The 17,160-nt window shown below is 60.6% G+C and carries 11 protein-coding genes; 7 read left to right on the top strand and 4 right to left on the bottom strand.

Annotation, left to right across the window (positions count from 1 at the left end; genetic code table 11):
* Window positions 1-45 precede the first annotated feature (45 nt).
* The 5 genes from rimP (at window position 46) to truB (ending at window position 6,546) form a co-directional block, all read left to right on the top strand.
* Entirely contained in the window at window positions 46-507 is a 462-nt protein-coding gene (rimP, locus tag ABH944_RS04580; protein WP_047898052.1) for a ribosome maturation factor RimP, read from the top strand.
* A complete protein-coding gene (gene nusA / locus ABH944_RS04575; RefSeq protein WP_404604381.1) occupies window positions 504-1,979 on the top strand; it encodes a transcription termination factor NusA in 1,476 nt (491 codons plus the stop codon). The genes rimP and nusA overlap by 4 nt, the downstream gene beginning before the upstream one ends.
* 92 nt (window positions 1,980-2,071) lie before the next feature.
* A complete protein-coding gene (infB, locus tag ABH944_RS04570) occupies window positions 2,072-5,074 on the top strand; it encodes a translation initiation factor IF-2 (protein ID WP_404604382.1) in 3,003 nt (1,000 codons plus the stop codon).
* A 122-nt stretch (window positions 5,075-5,196) separates the two neighbouring features.
* Window positions 5,197-5,613: a 30S ribosome-binding factor RbfA gene (gene rbfA / locus ABH944_RS04565; protein WP_404604383.1), complete on the top strand. Its 417-nt coding sequence runs from the start codon at window positions 5,197-5,199 to the stop codon at window positions 5,611-5,613.
* 3 nt (window positions 5,614-5,616) lie between these two features.
* Window positions 5,617-6,546 (top strand): tRNA pseudouridine(55) synthase TruB, encoded by a 930-nt coding sequence (gene truB, locus ABH944_RS04560; RefSeq protein ID WP_404604384.1) that lies wholly within the window; start codon window positions 5,617-5,619, stop codon window positions 6,544-6,546.
* A gap of 68 nt (window positions 6,547-6,614) precedes the next feature.
* Here the strand turns inward: truB and ABH944_RS04555 are convergent, their stop codons facing one another.
* From ABH944_RS04555 to ABH944_RS04540, 4 genes are all read right to left on the bottom strand, one after another.
* Window positions 6,615-8,174 carry a DHA2 family efflux MFS transporter permease subunit gene (locus ABH944_RS04555; RefSeq protein ID WP_404604385.1) on the bottom strand — a complete coding sequence of 520 codons (1,560 nt, stop codon included), beginning with the start codon at window positions 8,172-8,174 and terminating at the stop codon, window positions 6,615-6,617.
* A 30-nt stretch (window positions 8,175-8,204) separates the two neighbouring features.
* Window positions 8,205-9,461, bottom strand: coding sequence for an HlyD family secretion protein (locus tag ABH944_RS04550; protein ID WP_404604386.1), 1,257 nt, complete (start codon window positions 9,459-9,461; stop codon window positions 8,205-8,207).
* A gap of 42 nt (window positions 9,462-9,503) precedes the next feature.
* Entirely contained in the window at window positions 9,504-11,036 is a 1,533-nt protein-coding gene (locus ABH944_RS04545; RefSeq protein WP_404604387.1) for an efflux transporter outer membrane subunit, read from the bottom strand.
* A 133-nt stretch (window positions 11,037-11,169) separates the two neighbouring features.
* Window positions 11,170-11,691: a MarR family winged helix-turn-helix transcriptional regulator gene (locus ABH944_RS04540; protein WP_404604388.1), complete on the bottom strand. Its 522-nt coding sequence runs from the start codon at window positions 11,689-11,691 to the stop codon at window positions 11,170-11,172.
* 402 nt (window positions 11,692-12,093) lie between these two features.
* On the opposite strand from ABH944_RS04540, the gene typA reads away from it, so the two are divergent.
* Both typA and ABH944_RS04530 read left to right on the top strand, forming a co-directional pair.
* The gene (gene typA, locus ABH944_RS04535) at window positions 12,094-13,920 is read left to right on the top strand and encodes a translational GTPase TypA (protein WP_404604389.1); all 1,827 of its coding nucleotides are present in this window, start codon (window positions 12,094-12,096) and stop codon (window positions 13,918-13,920) included.
* A 303-nt stretch (window positions 13,921-14,223) separates the two neighbouring features.
* Complete coding sequence (locus tag ABH944_RS04530) at window positions 14,224-17,082, top strand: 2-oxoglutarate dehydrogenase E1 component (protein ID WP_062087098.1); 2,859 nt, start codon at window positions 14,224-14,226, stop codon at window positions 17,080-17,082.
* The last annotated feature ends 78 nt before the right edge of the window (window positions 17,083-17,160 follow it).

The following is a 17,160-nucleotide window of genomic DNA, read 5'->3' as shown; positions in this document are numbered from 1 at the left end:
CAGGTGTTCGGCGTGGAGCGCGCGAACATCTTGGAGTCTTTCACTGTGCAACTGACGGAAATCATCGAAACCACGGTCTCGGGCCTGGGCTACGAGCTTGTCGATATCGAGCGCGCGGGGGGCGGTTTGCTGCGTATCTCCATCGACCAGCCCGCCGGCATCGCGATCGAAGACTGTGAGAAGGTCACACGTCAGCTTCAGTATCTGTTCGAAGTGGAGAATATCGATTACTCACGGCTCGAAGTCGGGTCGCCGGGTCTCGATCGTCCGCTGAAGAAACTGGCAGATTTCGAACGCTTCGCAGGCAGCGAAGTCACTATCACATTGAAGAAGCCGCTGGACGGGCGCAAGTCGTACCGTGGCATCCTGCATGCCCCGGATGGCGAGTCGATTGGTTTGGAATTCGAAGGGAAGGACGGCGGCGCTGCGATGCTCGATTTCACGCTCGCAGACCTCGATAAAGCACGTCTCGTCCCCAAAGTTGACTTTAGGAGCCGCAAACAATGAGTCGCGAAGTTTTGATGCTGGCGGATGCGCTGGCGCGCGAGAAGAACGTCAACAAGGACGTGGTGTACGCAGCGCTCGAAGCAGCGCTTGCTTCGGCAACGAAGAAGCTGTTCGAGGAAGACGTGGACATCCGCGTGGCAATCGACCGTGAAAGCGGCGAGCACGAAACTTTCCGTCGCTGGAAAGTGGTGCCGGACGAAGCCGGCCTGCAGGAGCCCGATCAGGAAATCCTGCTGTTCGAAGCGAAGGAAGAAAAGCCCGACGCGCAGATCGACGACTACATCGAGCAACCCATTCCGTCCATCGAGTTCGGCCGGATTGGCGCGCAGGCCGCCAAGCAGGTGATTCTTCAGAAGGTTCGCGACGCTGAGCGCGAGCAGATTCTGAACGACTTCCTGGAACGCGGCGAAAAGATCATGACCGGCGCGGTCAAGCGTCTGGACAAGGGTAATTTCATCGTTGAATCGGGCCGTGTGGAAGCGCTGTTGCGCCGCGACCAGCTGATTCCGAAGGAAAACCTGCGGGTCGGCGACCGGGTTCGCGCCTACATTGCGAAGGTTGACCGTACGGCGCGCGGTCCGCAGATCGAACTCTCGCGCACGGCGCCCGAGTTCCTGATGAAGCTGTTTGAAATGGAAGTGCCCGAAATCGAGCAGGGCCTGCTCGAAATCAAGGCGGCCGCGCGCGATCCTGGCGTGCGTGCGAAAATCGGGGTGATTGCTTACGACAAGCGCATCGACCCTATTGGTACTTGCGTCGGGATTCGCGGTTCGCGGGTCCAGGCGGTCAGAAATGAGCTCGGTGGCGAGAACGTCGACATCGTGCTATGGTCAGAGGACCCCGCACAGTTCGTGATCGGCGCGCTCGCGCCGGCTGCCGTACAGTCGATCGTCGTCGATGAAGAGAAACACTCCATGGACGTCGTCGTTGACGAGAACGAACTCGCGGTTGCCATTGGCCGCAGCGGCCAGAACGTGCGTCTTGCCAGCGAATTGACTGGCTGGCAGATCAACATCATGACGCCGGACGAGTCCGCGCTGAAGCAGAACGAAGAGCGTGGCACGTTGCGCAGCCTGTTCATGGCGCGACTCGACGTTGATGAAGAGGTGGCCGACATTCTCATCGACGAAGGCTTTACCAGCCTTGAAGAGATTGCGTATGTGCCGCTCAACGAAATGCTCGAAATCGAAGCCTTCGACGAAGACACCGTTCACGAGTTGCGTAATCGCTCCCGTGACGCGCTTCTGACGCTGGCGATCGCGAATGAAGAAAAGGTCGAGGGTGTGGCGCTCGACCTGAAGAGCCTCGAAGGTATGACGGATGAGTTGTACGCGAAGCTCGAAGAACACCAGATCCGGACGCGCGACGACCTCGCCGAACTGGCTGTGGATGAACTGGTCGAGATGACCGGTATTGAAGAGGATGCCGCTAAGGCGTTGATCATGAAAGCACGTGAACACTGGTTCCAGTGAGAAATGACCATGGCGCACTGACATATCGCGGCCGTTAGGCCGCATGACCCGATCAAACAGCAGGGAATTTGTCCTTGCATCAAGAGGAATGAATGGCGAGTAACAACGTAGCCCAATTTGCCGCGGAACTCAAAATGCCTGCGGGCGTCCTGCTCGAGCAGTTGCAGGCGGCTGGCGTCACGAAAGCGAGCGAAGATGACGATCTGTCCGAGACGGACAAGTCGCGCCTGCTCGAACACTTGCGCAAGTCGCACGGTTCCGCCGATGCTGACAAACGCAAGATCACTTTGACCCGCCGGCATACGTCGGAAATCAAACAATCCGACTCTACGGGTAAAGCTCGCACCATTCAGGTCGAGGTCCGCAAGAAGCGCGTGTTCGTGCAGCGCGATCAGAGCGGTGTTGAACAGGTCGTTGAAGGTGCGAACCACGTCGAAGAAGACGAAGTGGACGAAGCCGAATTGCAGCGTCGCGACGAAGAGGCGCGCCACGCCGCCGAATTGCTCGAGAAAGAAGCGCTGGAGTTGAAGGAACGCCAGGAACGCTTCGAGCGCGAAGAGGCGGAACGGGTTGCGCGTGAAGCGGCTGCCGAAGCCGAGCGCCGCCGGGCCGAGGAAGAAGAGGCCAAGCGCGCTGCCGCCCAGGCGGAAGCCGCGGAAATCTCGCGTGCCGCATCGTCGGCGCGTCAGGAAGCCCGTACGGAATCGAAGGCGGAACACGCCGCCGAGGAACCGGTAAAGGTCGAAGCTGCCGCACCGCAGGTCGATGAGAAGGCCGCTGCCGAGCGTGCCGCTCAACGCGAAGCCGCGAAGAAGGCGGAAGACGCCGCGCGCGCCGCGACCGAAAAGGCGCGTGCCGAGCACGACCAGATCGCGAAACGCCGTGCCGCAGCTGAAGCCGAAGCGCGCGCCATTCGCGAGATGATGAATACGCCGCGCAAGGCCCAGCAGGCGAAACCGGCTGAGCCGTCGCCGGCCGTCGTGGCTGCGGCAGCTGCGACAGCGGCCGCAGCCGCAAAGGTGGCGGAAGGCGCGAAGGCTGCGGAAGCCAAGGGTACTCTGCACAAGCCGGCACGCCCGGAAGGTTCGGCTCCGGCACGCCCGGCAGTGGCGAAAAAGCCGGCTGCAGGTGCACCGGCGGCTACCACGCCGTCGTTGGGACCGGACAAGAAGAAGGCGGGTGGCAAGAGCAGCTGGCAGGACGATGCAGCCAAGCGTCGCGGCATCAAGACGCGTGGCGACACCAGCGGCGGTGTGGATCGCGGCTGGCGCGGCGGCCCGAAGGGTCGTGGCAAGCATCAGGACCAGACCAACTTCCAGGCACCGACGGAACCGGTGGTACGGGAAGTGCACGTGCCGGAAACCGTGTCGGTGGCGGACCTGGCGCACAAGATGTCGGTGAAGGCTTCGGAAGTCATCAAGGTAATGATGAAGCTGGGCCAGATGGTCACGATCAACCAGGTGCTGGACCAGGAAACGGCGATGATTGTCGTCGAAGAACTGGGTCACAGCGCGGTTGCGGCCAAGCTGGACGATCCGGAAGCCATGCTGGTCGAAGGCGAGACGCAGGAAGAAGTGGGCGAACGCCTGCCGCGTCCGCCGGTGGTCACGGTCATGGGTCACGTCGACCACGGCAAGACCTCGCTGCTCGATTACATTCGCCGCGCGAAGGTCGCGTCGGGTGAAGCGGGCGGGATTACGCAGCACATTGGCGCCTATCACGTGGAAACGCCGCGCGGCGTGATTACATTCCTGGATACGCCAGGTCACGAGGCCTTTACGGCCATGCGTGCTCGCGGTGCCAAGGCAACGGACATCGTGATCCTGGTGGTCGCAGCCGACGACGGCGTGATGCCGCAAACGAAGGAAGCCATCGCTCACGCGAAGGCGGGTGGCGTGCCTATCGTCGTGGCAATCAACAAGATCGACAAGCCGGATGCGAATTCGGAACGCGTGAAGCAGGAACTCGTGGCTGAAGGCGTCGTGCCGGAAGAATACGGTGGCGATTCCCCGTTCGTGGAAGTGTCGGCGAAGACGGGTTTCGGTATCGAAAGCCTGCTGGAAAACGTCTCGCTGCAAGCTGAAGTGATGGAGCTGAAGGCGCCGATCGAAGCACCGGCCAAGGGTCTCGTGATTGAAGCGAAGCTCGACAAGGGTAAGGGTCCGGTTGCGACCATCCTGGTGCAGTCGGGTACGCTGAATCGCGGCGACATTGTGCTGGCGGGTACGGCTTTTGGTCGCGTCCGGGCCATGCTCGACGAAACCGGCAAGCCGATCAAGTCGGCAGGTCCGTCGATTCCGGTCGAGATTCAAGGTCTGTCGGAAGTGCCGGGCGCCGGCGAAGAAGTGATGGTCCTGCCGGACGAACGCAAGGCGCGCGAAATCGCGTTGTTCCGTCAAGGCAAGTTCCGCGACGTGAAGCTGGCGAAGCAGCAGGCGGCGAAGCTCGAAAACATGCTCGAGTCCATGACGGAAGGCAACGTGCAGAACCTGCCGTTGATCGTCAAGGCGGACGTGCAAGGTTCGCAGGAAGCGCTGGTGCAGTCGCTGGTCAAACTCTCGACCAACGAAGTGCGCGTGCAGATCGTGCACAGCGCAGTCGGCGCAATCAGCGAGTCGGACGTCAACCTGGCAACGGCATCGAAGGCGGTCATCATCGGCTTCAACACGCGGGCCGACGCTCAGGCGCGCAAGGTGGCGGAGTCGAACGGTATCGACATTCGCTACTACAACATCATCTATGACGCTGTGGATGAAGTTAAGGCGGCCATGTCGGGCATGCTCTCGCCGGAGAAGCGCGAGGTGATCACGGGTATGGTGGAAGTGCGCCAGATCATCCGTGTGCCGAAGATCGGCGCGATCGCGGGTTGTATGGTCACCGACGGCTTCGTCAAGCGGAACTCGATGGTGCGCGTGCTGCGCAACAACGTGGTCGTTCACACGGGCGAGATCGATTCGCTCAAGCGCTTCAAGGACGACGTGAAGGAAGTACGTCAGGGCTTCGAGTGCGGTATGTCGCTGAAAAATTACAACGACATGGTGGAAGGCGATCAGTTCGAGATCTTCGAAGTGACCGAAGTCGCGCGTACGCTTTAAAAGATTCACCGCTGGACTCGAGGGCGGAGGGGGCTTCACGCCCGCTCCGCCCTTTTTATTTGCCCGAGTGAGCGCCCTTGGGCGCCCCATGAGTCCGGCGCATACACATTTACGGAAACATCATGGCCAAGAAACGTACTTCACCCAACCGCAATGTGCAGATCGCGGATCAGATCCAGCGCGATCTCGCAGAACTGGTGCGCGATGTCAAAGATCCGCGCATCGGCATGGTGACGTTTCAGAGCGTCGAACTGACGCCTGACTACGCTCATGCAAAGGTCTACTTCACGACGCTGACCGGCGATCCGAAGGAAACGGAAGCCGGGTTGAACCATGCTGCCGGACATTTGCATAACCTGCTGTTCAAACGCCTGCATATCCATACCGTGCCGACGCTGCATTTCCACTACGACCAGACCGTGGTGCGGGCGGTGGAAATGTCGAAGCTGATCGATGAAGCGAATTCCACGCGCGCGTTGGATGACGAAGAAGACAAGCCGGACGACGCGGACAAAACCGACGACGAGAAGGGCGCCTGACCGATGAACGGTTCTACCCGCCCGAAGATCCCGCGCCGTGTGCTGGATGGCGTGTTGCTGCTCGACAAGCCGCTCGGACTGTCGAGTAACGACGCGCTGATTCGTGCCAAGAAAATCTATCTGGCGAAGAAGGCTGGGCATACCGGCACGCTCGATCCGCTCGCAACGGGTCTGCTGCCGTTGTGTTTTGGTGAAGCGACCAAGTTTTCGCAGGATTTGCTTGAATCCGATAAAACCTATGAAGCGACCATGCGTCTAGGCGTGCGCACGACGACTGGGGATGCCGAAGGCGAAGCGCTGCAAACACGTGACGTAAGCTGCGACGAAGCGGCCATCCGGGACGCGATGGCTCACTTTCGCGGCGAGATCGCGCAGGTTCCGCCGATGTATTCCGCACTCAAGCGCGACGGCAAACCGTTGTACGAGTATGCGCGGGCCGGGCAGACGGTGGAGCGTGAAGCGCGCAACGTGACCATTCATGCGCTTGATCTGATTGCGTGTGCGTTGCCGGACGTAACGTTTCGCGTGACATGCAGCAAAGGGACGTACGTGCGGACGCTGGCTGAGGATATCGGCGAGAAGCTGGGGTGCGGCGCGCATCTGGTCGGGCTGCGCCGCACGGGCGTTGGCGCGTTGACGCTCGAGCACGCAGTCACACTCGACACGCTTGCGGAAGCCACGCAAGACACGCGGGATAGCTGGCTGCAACCGGTGGATGCATTGCTGTCCACTTTCCCCGCGGTTCACCTCGATGCCGATGCCACGCGCCGTTTTGCGCAAGGCCAGCGACTGAAGCTATCGGAGATTGCGAATGCACCGGCTGAGGCCGACCGGGTGCGTGTCTATGCACTCGATGGTGAGCGTCTGCTCGGCGTGGCGCGAGCGGGCGAGGGCGTGTTGGCGCCGGAGCGGCTGGTGGTATCCGCGGCTTGAAGATGGGCCGATGCAACGAAAAAACGCCACGAAATTTCGTGGCGTTTTTATTGCGTACCGGACAAGCGTCAATGCGCTGCCGAAGCCGCGGCCGCTGAGTCTCCGCCGCCCGATCGCTCTGGTTTCGTGATCCAGATCAGCGCAATCAGCGCGACGAATATCCCTGCCGAGATATAGAACAAGTCGTTCACGCCCAACTGCGCAGCCTGCTGTGTGGCCATGCTATTGAACAGACCATACCCTTGCGACTGGCTGAAACCAGCCGCACCGAACTGCTGCATGGAAGCCGTGAAGTTCGGGTTGTACAAGTTGGCCTGCTCAACGAGTTGCGCGTGATGAATATTCGACCGATGGTCCCACGCGGTCGAAAAAATCGATGTGCCGATCCCGCCGCACATGATCCGCACGAAGTTCGACAACCCCGAAGCTGCGGGAATCCGGTTTCCCGGCAATCCGGACAGCGTGATGGACACGAGCGGGATGAAAAATCCAGCCATGCCGATACCCTGGATCAAGGTGGGCATCATCAGCGAGAAGGTATCCACGCCCGTGGTGTAGCGCGAGCGCATCCAGAACACGAGCGCGAATACGAGGAATGCGGCGGTTGCGATCTTGCGAGGATCGACGCGCGGCAGGAACTTGCCCACCACCGGCGAGAGCACGACCGCGAACAGGCCGACCGGCGCGAGCACGAGGCCGGCATCGGTAGCGGTGTAGCCAATATCGGTTTGCAACCACAGCGGCAGCAGCACGAGATTGCCGAAGTACAGCCCATATCCGATCGCAAGCGCGATCGTCCCGCCCGTGAAATTGCGCAGCTTGAAGAGTGACAGGTCGACGACCGGATGTTCCGCCGTCAGCTCCCAAACGATAAAAAACGCCAGCGCGATCACGGCAATCAAGGTCAACACCACAATGGTGGTGGAGTTGAACCAGTCGAGATCCTTGCCCTTGTCGAGCATGATCTGCAGCGATCCGACCCATAGCACGAGCAGCCCCAGGCCCACGGTATCAATAGGCGCCTTGCGGATCACCGAATCACGGTCGCGGAAGATCACGAACGTGGCGATAGCCGCGACGATACCCACCGGTATGTTGACGTAGAAAATCCACGGCCAGGAGATGTTGTCCGAGATCCAGCCGCCGAGTATTGGCCCGGCGACCGGCGCGATCAGCGTGGTCATCGACCACATGGAGAGCGCCATGGGCGCTTTCGCCCTGGGATAACTCGCGAGCAGCAAGGTCTGCGAGAGCGGGATCATCGGGCCGGCGACCGCACCCTGCAACACGCGTGCGGCGAGCAGGAAGGGCAGGGTTGGCGCGAGCCCGCACAACCACGAAGCGAGCACGAACAAGACGATTGACGTCATGAACAGGCGCACCTGTCCGAAGCGCTGCGTGAGCCAGCCGGTCAGCGGCACCGAGATTGCGTTGGCGACCGCGAACGACGTGATCACCCACGTGCCCTGATCCGACGATACTCCGAGGTCACCGGAGATCGACGGAATGGACACGTTGGCTATCGACGTGTCGAGCACGTTCATGAACACCGCGAGCGACACCGCGATCGTACCGATCACGAGTTTCGCGCCCTCTAGCGGTGGATGAACGGCGTTTGGTTGAGACATATGACGGTTCCGGAATACTTGTGCGAGCGCTTACATCAGCTTGGCGAGATCTTGCTTCGTCGCCGGCTGCACGTTGTCCTTGGACGTTTTCTGCGTGCCGCCGGTACCTGGACCCGAGCTGCCCTCGTTCGCTTCGATAATGCGAGCGATCTCGGCATCGGCTTGATCGCCGTACTTGGCGAACACCTCGGTCTGGTACACGGTGTTGGGTGCCGCGCCGAGCTGGCCGCCGTTCTCGGACTTGATCGTCACGTCCACGTTCATCGACAAACCGATGCGCAGCGGATGTTTCTCAAGTTCCTGCGGGTCGAGTCCGATCCGCACCGGCAAACGCTGCACGACCTTGATCCAGTTGCCGGTTGCGTTTTGCGCCGGCAGCAGCGAGAACGCTGAGCCTGTGCCGGCCGAGAAGCCGATCACCTTGCCGTGGAACACCACGCCGGAGCCGTACACGTCAGCCGTCAATTCGACCGGCTGGCCAATACGCATATGCGTGAGCTGCACTTCCTTGAAGTTGGCATCGACCCATACGCCGTTCAGCGGCACGATCGCCATCAACGGATTACCCGGCGAGACGCGCTGGCCGACCTGCACCGAACGCTTCGCGACATAACCCGTGACCGGCGCCGGCATGGTGTTGCGTGCGTAGTTGATGTACGAATCGCGGACCTTCGCAGCAGCGGCGAGCACGTTCGGATGACTCGCGATGGTCGTATTCGCGGTGAGCGAACGGTTCGCCTGGAGCTCTTGTTGCGAGGCGTTGAGCGATGCCTGCGCGGCACGCACGGCGTCACGGGCATGCGAAATTTCTTCGCCCGAGACCGCGCCCGTCTGCGCAATCGTCATGCGGCGGCGCAAGTCGTCCTGCGCACGCGAGAGATCCGACTGACGCAGCGCGACTTGTGCCGCGTACTGGTTGTCGTTCACGAACAGCGTGCGGACCTGGCGCACTGTCTGCGCGAGATTCGCTTCGGCCTGATCGAGCGCGACCTTGGAATCCGCGGGATCGAGTACGACCAGCGGATCGCCCATCTTCACGGTTTGCGTGTCGTCGGCGTTCACCGAGATCACCGTGCCGACCACTTGCGGCGTGATCTGCACGATATTGCCGTTCACGTACGCGTCATCCGTGCTTTCGTGGAAACGCGCGATCAGGAAGTAGTACAGCCCGTAAGCAATAGCCGCGATGATCACGACCAGCACGATCAGGCTCATCAACACCCGGCGTTTGGTGTTGTTGGTTTTGGGCGCCGGCGCGGCTGCGGCGTTTTGTTGAGGGTCGCTCATGAATAGCTCCGTATGCTCTGTCTTGGATTGCTGCTAGTCGATTCAGTTTGCTGTCTTGGACGCAGCCGACGCGGTTTGCGACGGTGCGCTCTTCGACGTTTGCCCGTCGATGGCCAGGTTTGTATCCGCGGCGTCGAATCCTCCGCCCAGCGCCTTGATGAGCCCGAATTGCAGGTCACGGCGCTTCATGCGCAGATTCGTCACGGTCTGCTCGTTCGCCAGCCGGTTCTGATCGGCGGTGAGCACTTGCAGTTGCTGCGACAAACCGGCCTTGTAGCGGATCACGGCGAGCTGATACGCGTGTGTCGAGGCGTCGAGGGCGCGCGCGGCGTCGCTGGTTTGCTGATCCACCGAACGGATCGATGCGATCTGCGTGGCCACGTCGTTCAGCGCATTGATCAGCGTCTGGTTGTAATTGGCTACGTTCAGGTCAAAGTCCGCGTAACGGCCTTTCAACTGCGAGCGCAATGCGCCGGCGTCGAAGATCGGCAAGTGAATGGCGGGCCCCGCCTGGAACTGGCGGCTGCCAAAGTTGAGGAAGCGGCTCCAGCCGAATGCATCGAAACCCGCTGCCGCCGACAAATTGATGTCGGGGAAAAACTCTGCCTTTGCTTCCTTGATGTTCGACGTATCGGCTTCCACTTGCCAACGGGCCGCGACAATATCCGGGCGGCGCGAGACCAGGTCAGCCGGCACGTTGTCCGGCAGCGTGACCTCGATCTTCGAATTGAGCACCGGGGTGGCGATCTTCAAGCCGCGATCCGGACCTTGGCCGAGCAAAGCGCCCAACTGATACCGCGTGGTCGTGATCTGGCCGTCGAGTTCGGACAGGTTCGTCTGGCTCGTTGCGATATTGCCTTCGGCGGTGCGGCTTTCCACGTTCGTGTCGAGCCCCGCCAGCACGCGGCCGTTCGTGATCCGCCCGATGTCCGTGCGGTTCGCGATCTCGCGCTGGGCCACGTCACGCAGTGCGTAGAGCAGCGCGAGCTGGTTATAGGTCTGCGCAACGGACGCGGCCAGCGTCACGCGCGCCTGCTGCATGTCGGCCTCGGCGGCTTTCTCCTGCGAGACCGCCTGATCCAGCCGTGCGCGATTCTTGCCCCACAGGTCGAGATCCCACGATGCGCTCACGAGCGCGTTGTTTTCGCTATACCACGAGCCGCCGTACGGAGGCGGGTAGAGCGCGTTGCCGGAGTAAAGTTCGCGTGTCCATGAATACGAGCCGTTCACCTTTGGGTAAAGAGTGGAGCGCGAGGACTCGATATAGGACGACGCCTTCGCGATGCGCGCCTGCGCCTGTGCAATCGAGGGATTACCGGCCAGCGCTTCGTCGATCAATTGCGGCAATTGCGGATCGCCGAACTGCTTGGCCCAGTCAAGCGATGGCCATTGGCCGCCTTGCGACGGCAGGCTTTGCGTGGCTTGCAGCGCATCGCTCTGCGGCTGGGCAATCTGCTTGTCGCTTTTGATGCCGGCGTAGTTCGCGCAACCTGCCAGCGCGAACGCCGCCACGGCGGCAGCCAGGGCTCTGCGCGCAGCGACGGGCGTGGACGCGGACGAATAAAAGAGTTTCATCGCTCGGCTCTTTGATAGGGTGTGTAAAGATGGACGCTGCAACTAATTTCTTTCGTTTCTATTACGACATCAGCCCTGTAACAGGAACGTACTGTCATCCCGCGGGCATCATTCAGCGGCGCGCGACGGGCCATCAATAGGAGGGTTTGGAAGCGGATTTTTCCTGCATGCCGAGCACTGCCGCAGACATGGGGTCGCCCGAATTCAACAGGATCCGACGCAGCATGCTTTTCAGGAAGCCTACTTCCTCCGGCGTAAATCCGCAGAGCAGCTTGTCGAGCACCTTCGTAAAAATGGCCGGAATCTGTCCGGCGAGCGCACGGCCTTCTTCGGTCAGCGCCAGTCGAACGACCCGACGGTCTTCCTCGCTGCGCAAGCGGGTAATGAGTCCGCGCTTTTCCAGCCGGTCGATCAGGCGGGTGACCGCACTCGCGTCGATCCCGTATTCGCGGGCGAGATCCGCCGCGGCGAGGCTCCGGCCGCTCGCCAGCATGAACATGATGCTGGCTTGTGTGCTGGTGATGCCAAGATCAGCCATGGTGAGCTGCGTGACGTTGTTCCACAGAGTCGAGCGGACACGGCTAAGCAGGTAACCCACGCTTTCGCTGAGTTCGTAGTTCGCGATTTCGGGAATCGGCTGGGGGGTGTCGCTCATGGATTCTCGTGCGCTTGCAATAATTGACTATGCAAGATTATAGGGTCAGGTAGTTGACGCGGCAAGGACTTTAAGAATCCCCTTAATTCCTCAGGGCTATCGCCGGTGTTGTTATTTTGAGATTGGCTCGGGCCTCGCCGTGGGCCGAAGGCAGGCGTTGACGGCGTTTTTCGACTGTCTTGAAATAGGCGAGCGGTTCCGGGTTATGTCCTATTGCACGATGGGGAGGAAGAGGACACGCCGGCGTGTTACACTCTCGGGTTCCCATCGCGCCGAGTGCGGGGGGCGTGGACGTTTCTTTTTGAGTTGACCATTTGCGTCAGCTTTCTGAGTTGACCCCGCGGCCTGCTGCTTGCACCCACCCACGGCGCTCAACTGTATGTAAAAGCTCCTCAGCCTCCTATGACTCGCGCCCTCCGCAATATCGCCATCATCGCCCACGTCGACCACGGCAAGACTACGCTCGTCGACCAATTGCTCCGCCAGACGGCCACGTTCCGAGAGAACCAGCAAGTGGTCGAGCGCGTGATGGACTCGAACGACATCGAAAAGGAACGTGGCATCACGATCCTTTCGAAGAACTGCGCGGTCGAGTACGAAGGCACGCACATCAACATCGTGGACACCCCGGGACACGCCGACTTCGGCGGTGAAGTGGAGCGTGTGCTGTCAATGGTCGACTCCGTGCTGCTGCTCGTGGACGCCGTTGAAGGCCCGATGCCCCAAACGCGCTTCGTGACGAAGAAGGCGCTGGCGCTGGGACTGAAGCCTATTGTGGTGATCAACAAGGTCGACCGGCCGGGCGCGCGGATCGACTGGGTGATCAACCAGACTTTCGACCTGTTCGACAAGCTGGGCGCTACCGAAGAACAACTGGATTTCCCGATCGTCTACGCGTCGGGACTGAACGGTTATGCCGGACTGAATCCGGACGTGCGTGAAGGCGACATGCGTCCGCTGTTCGACGCCGTGCTGGAACACGTGCCGGTTCGCCCGGCTGATCCGGAAGCGCCGCTGCAGTTGCAGATCACGTCGCTGGATTACTCGTCGTACGTCGGCCGTATCGGCGTTGGCCGTATTACGCGCGGCCGTATCAAGCCGGGCATGGCTGTCGCGGTGCGTTCGGGTCCGGATGGCGCGATCATCAACCGCAAGATCAACCAGGTCCTGTCGTTCAAGGGTCTCGAGCGCGTGCAGGTCGACCAGGCTGAAGCTGGCGACATCGTGCTGATCAACGGTATTGAAGAAATCGGCATTGGCGTGACCATCTGCGCACCGGACGTTCCGGAAGCGCTGCCCATGATCACTGTGGACGAACCCACGCTGACCATGAACTTCCTGGTGAACTCGTCGCCGCTGGCTGGCCGCGAAGGCAAGTTCGTGACAAGCCGTCAGATCCGCGACCGCCTGTTCAAGGAACTGAACCACAACGTGGCGTTGCGCGTGAATGAAACGGGCGACGAAACCACGTTCGAAGTCATGGGCCGCGGCGAACTGCACCTGACCATTCTTGTGGAAAACATGCGTCGTGAAGGCTACGAACTCGCCGTGTCGCGTCCGCGCGTGGTGATGACGGAAGTCGACGGCGTGAAGCACGAGCCGTACGAAAACCTGACCGTCGACATGGAAGATGCAAACCAGGGTGGCGTGATGGAAGAGTTGGGCCGCCGCAAGGGCGAAATGCTCGACATGGCGTCGGACGGCCGTGGCCGTACGCGTCTCGAGTACCGTATCTCGGCGCGTGGCCTGATCGGCTTCCAGTCGGAATTCCTGACGCTCACGCGCGGCACGGGCCTGATGAGCCACACGTTTGATTCGTATCAGCCGGTGAAGGAAGGCGGTGTTGGCGAACGTCGTAACGGCGTGCTGATTTCGCAGGACGACGGCGCCGCTGTTGCGTACGCATTGTGGAAGCTGCAGGATCGCGGCCGCATGTTCGTGTCGCCGGGCGACGCACTGTACGAAGGCATGATCATCGGCATTCACAGCCGTGACAACGACCTGGTCGTGAACCCGATCAAGGGCAAGCAGTTGACCAACGTGCGTTCGTCGGGAACGGACGAAGCGGTGCGCCTCGTGCCGCCGATCCAGATGTCGCTGGAATACGCGGTTGAATTTATCGACGACGACGAACTGGTCGAAGTTACGCCGCAATCCATCCGTCTGCGTAAGCGTTACCTGAAGGAACACGAGCGCCGTAGCGCCAGCCGTAAGGGCGCAGTGGACTAAATTCACGCGAGTGCGCGTGTTGGGAAAAGCCGCCTTCGGGCGGCTTTTTTATTGCAATGAAGCATCGCACCGGATGCGTCCCTTATTCACGAAAGGTCCCCGAAAGCCCGCTGGATAAGCATTCCGGCTGCGACCATCAGCGCGTCGACGCATTGATCTGTGCTATGCTAGAGAAAGTATTGCCAGTTTTAGGTCCTTCCAAGCAGACTTGATTCGCGCAATCCGCTAAACGGTCAGGCCGTGTTGCGGAAGGTTGAGTAACCCGCTATTTCTCGAGAAACTCGAAGAAAGGTGAGCGTAAAAATGATGAAGAATTCCCAGCTGAACTCCTATTTGTTCGGCGGTAATGCCCCGTACGTCGAAGAACAGTACGAGGCATATCTCGATAATCCCGCGTCAGTGCCCGAGACCTGGCGTACCTATTTCGATGCGTTGCAGAACGTGCCTGCATCGGATGGGACGAATCACAACGACGTGGCCCACGGCCCTATCGTCGAATCGTTCGCGCAACGCGCGAAATCGAACGGCTTCGTGCCGCGCGAGAGCAGTGGTGATCTGGCGACCGCGCGCAAGCAGGTCTACGTCCAGTCACTGATTGGCGCCTACCGTTTCCTCGGCTCCCAATGGGCCAACCTCGATCCGCTGAAGCGCCGCGAGCGCCCGGCCATTCCTGAGCTCGAACCTGCGTTCTACGACTTCACCGAAGCCGACATGGACCAGATGTTCCATGCACAGAACCTGTATTTCGGTTTCGAACAGGCGTCGCTGCGCGAGATCGTGAAGGCATTGCGTGACACGTACTGCGGCACGATCGGCGCCGAGTTCATGTACATCAGCGATCCGGAACAGAAGCGCTGGTGGAAGGAAAGGCTCGAATCAATCCGCTCCACTCCGAATTTCACCCCCGACAAGAAAAAGCACATTCTTCAGCGCTTGACGGCGTCCGAAGGGCTCGAGCGTTTCCTGCATACGAAATACGTCGGCCAGAAGCGCTTCTCGCTGGAAGGCGGCGAAAGCTTCATCGCGTCCATGGACGAAGTCGTCCGCCACGCTGGTGCAGCCGGCGTGCAGGAAATCATTATCGGCATGGCTCACCGTGGACGTCTGAACGTTCTGGTGAACACGCTGGGCAAGATGCCAGCTGACCTGTTCGCCGAGTTCGAAGGCAAGCACGTCGACGACCTGCCGGCCGGTGACGTGAAGTATCACAAGGGTTTCTCGTCGGACGTCTCCACTGACGGCGGCCCGGTGCACCTGTCGCTCGCGTTCAATCCGTCGCACCTCGAAATCGTGAATCCCGTGGTCGAAGGCTCGGCGAAAGCACGGATGGACCGTCGCGGCGACGTGGACGGCCTGCAAGTGCTGCCGGTCCAGATTCACGGCGACGCTGCATTCGCCGGTCAGGGCGTGGTCATGGAAACGCTGAACCTCGCGCAAACGCGCGGTTACGGCACGCACGGCACGCTGCATATCGTCATCAACAACCAGATCGGCTTTACGACGTCCGACCCGCGCGATGCACGCTCGACGCTGTATTGCTCGGACGTGGCGAAGATGATCGAAGCGCCGGTGCTGCACGTGAACGGCGACGATCCGGAAGCGGTCGTGCTGTGCACGCAGTTGGCAATCGACTTCCGCATGCAGTTCCACAAGGACGTGGTCGTCGACATCATCTGTTTCCGCAAGCTCGGTCACAACGAACAGGACACGCCGGCGGTTACGCAGCCGCTGATGTACAAGACCATCGCGAAGCATCCGGGTACGCGCGCGCTGTACGCTGAAAAGCTGGTGCAGCAAGGCGTGATCACGGCTGAAGACGCTGACGGTTATGTGAAGGCATACCGCCAGGCCATGGACGACGGTCATCACACGGTCGACCCGGTGCTCTCGAACTACAAGAGCAAGTATGCGGTGGACTGGGTTCCGTTCCTGAACCGCAAGTGGACCGACGCAGCCGACACCGCCGTTCCTTTGGCGGAACTGAAGCGGCTCGCTGAACGGATCACGTCGATTCCGGAAAACTTCAAGGTGCATCCGCTGGTCGAGCGTGTGATCAATGATCGTCGCGCAATGGGCCGTGGCGAAGCGAAGCTTGACTGGGGCATGGGCGAGCATCTGGCCTACGCGTCGCTGGTGGCATCGGGTTACGCCGTGCGTCTCACGGGCCAGGACTCGGGCCGTGGCACGTTCACGCACCGTCACGCGGTGCTGCACGACCAGAACCGCGAACGCTGGAACGACGGTACGTATATTCCGTTGCAGAACATCGCTGAAGGTCAGGCGAAGTTCACCGTGATCGACTCGGTGTTGTCGGAAGAAGCGGTGCTGGGTTTCGAGTACGGTTATTCGACCGCGGAACCGAACACGCTGGTTGCATGGGAAGCGCAATTCGGCGACTTCGTGAACGGCGCGCAAGTCGTGATCGACCAGTTCATCTCGTCGGGCGAAGTGAAGTGGGGCCGTGTTTCGGGTCTCACCATGCTGCTGCCGCACGGTTATGAAGGCCAAGGTCCGGAGCACTCGTCGGCACGTATCGAACGATTCCTGCAACTGTGCGCGGATCACAACATGCAAGTGGTCCAGCCGACCACGCCGGCGCAGATTTTCCATCTGTTGCGCCGTCAGATGATCCGCTTGTTCAGGAAGCCGCTGATCGTCGCTACGCCGAAGTCGCTGCTGCGCCACAAGGAAGCGGTGTCGGACCTGTCGGAACTGGCGAAGGGCTCGTTCCAGCCGATCATCGGCGAAGTGGACGGCGCGGTCGAGCCGAAGAAGGTCAAGCGCGTGATCGTGTGCTCGGGCCGCGTGTATTACGACCTGGTGGCGCATCGTCGCGAAGCGAAGGCGAACGACGTCGCGATCATCCGTATCGAGCAGTTGTATCCGTTTGCCCATAAGCAATTCGACGCGGAAATCAAGAAATACGAAAACGCGACCGAAGTGGTCTGGGCACAGGACGAGCCGCAGAACCAGGGCGCCTGGTTCTACGTCGAGCACCATCTGCGTGAAGGCATGCGTGAAGGACAGAAGCTGGCTTACAGCGGCCGTCCGGCATCGGCATCCCCGGCAGTCGGCTACTACGCGAAGCACTACGAGCAGCTGAAGGCGCTGATCGAAGGCGCGTTTGGCCGGTTGAAGGGTGCGCAGACGATCTCGAAGTAAACGGCTGTGACCGGGGAGCGGCCTTTGGCGGCTCCCCGGTTTTTCATGCGCTGTCCTGTGATTCAAGTTTCGATTTTG

Source organism: Caballeronia udeis, assembly GCF_044909315.1.
GTDB lineage: Bacteria > Pseudomonadota > Gammaproteobacteria > Burkholderiales > Burkholderiaceae > Caballeronia > Caballeronia udeis_A.
This window is presented reverse-complemented; position numbering and strand designations above follow the sequence as displayed.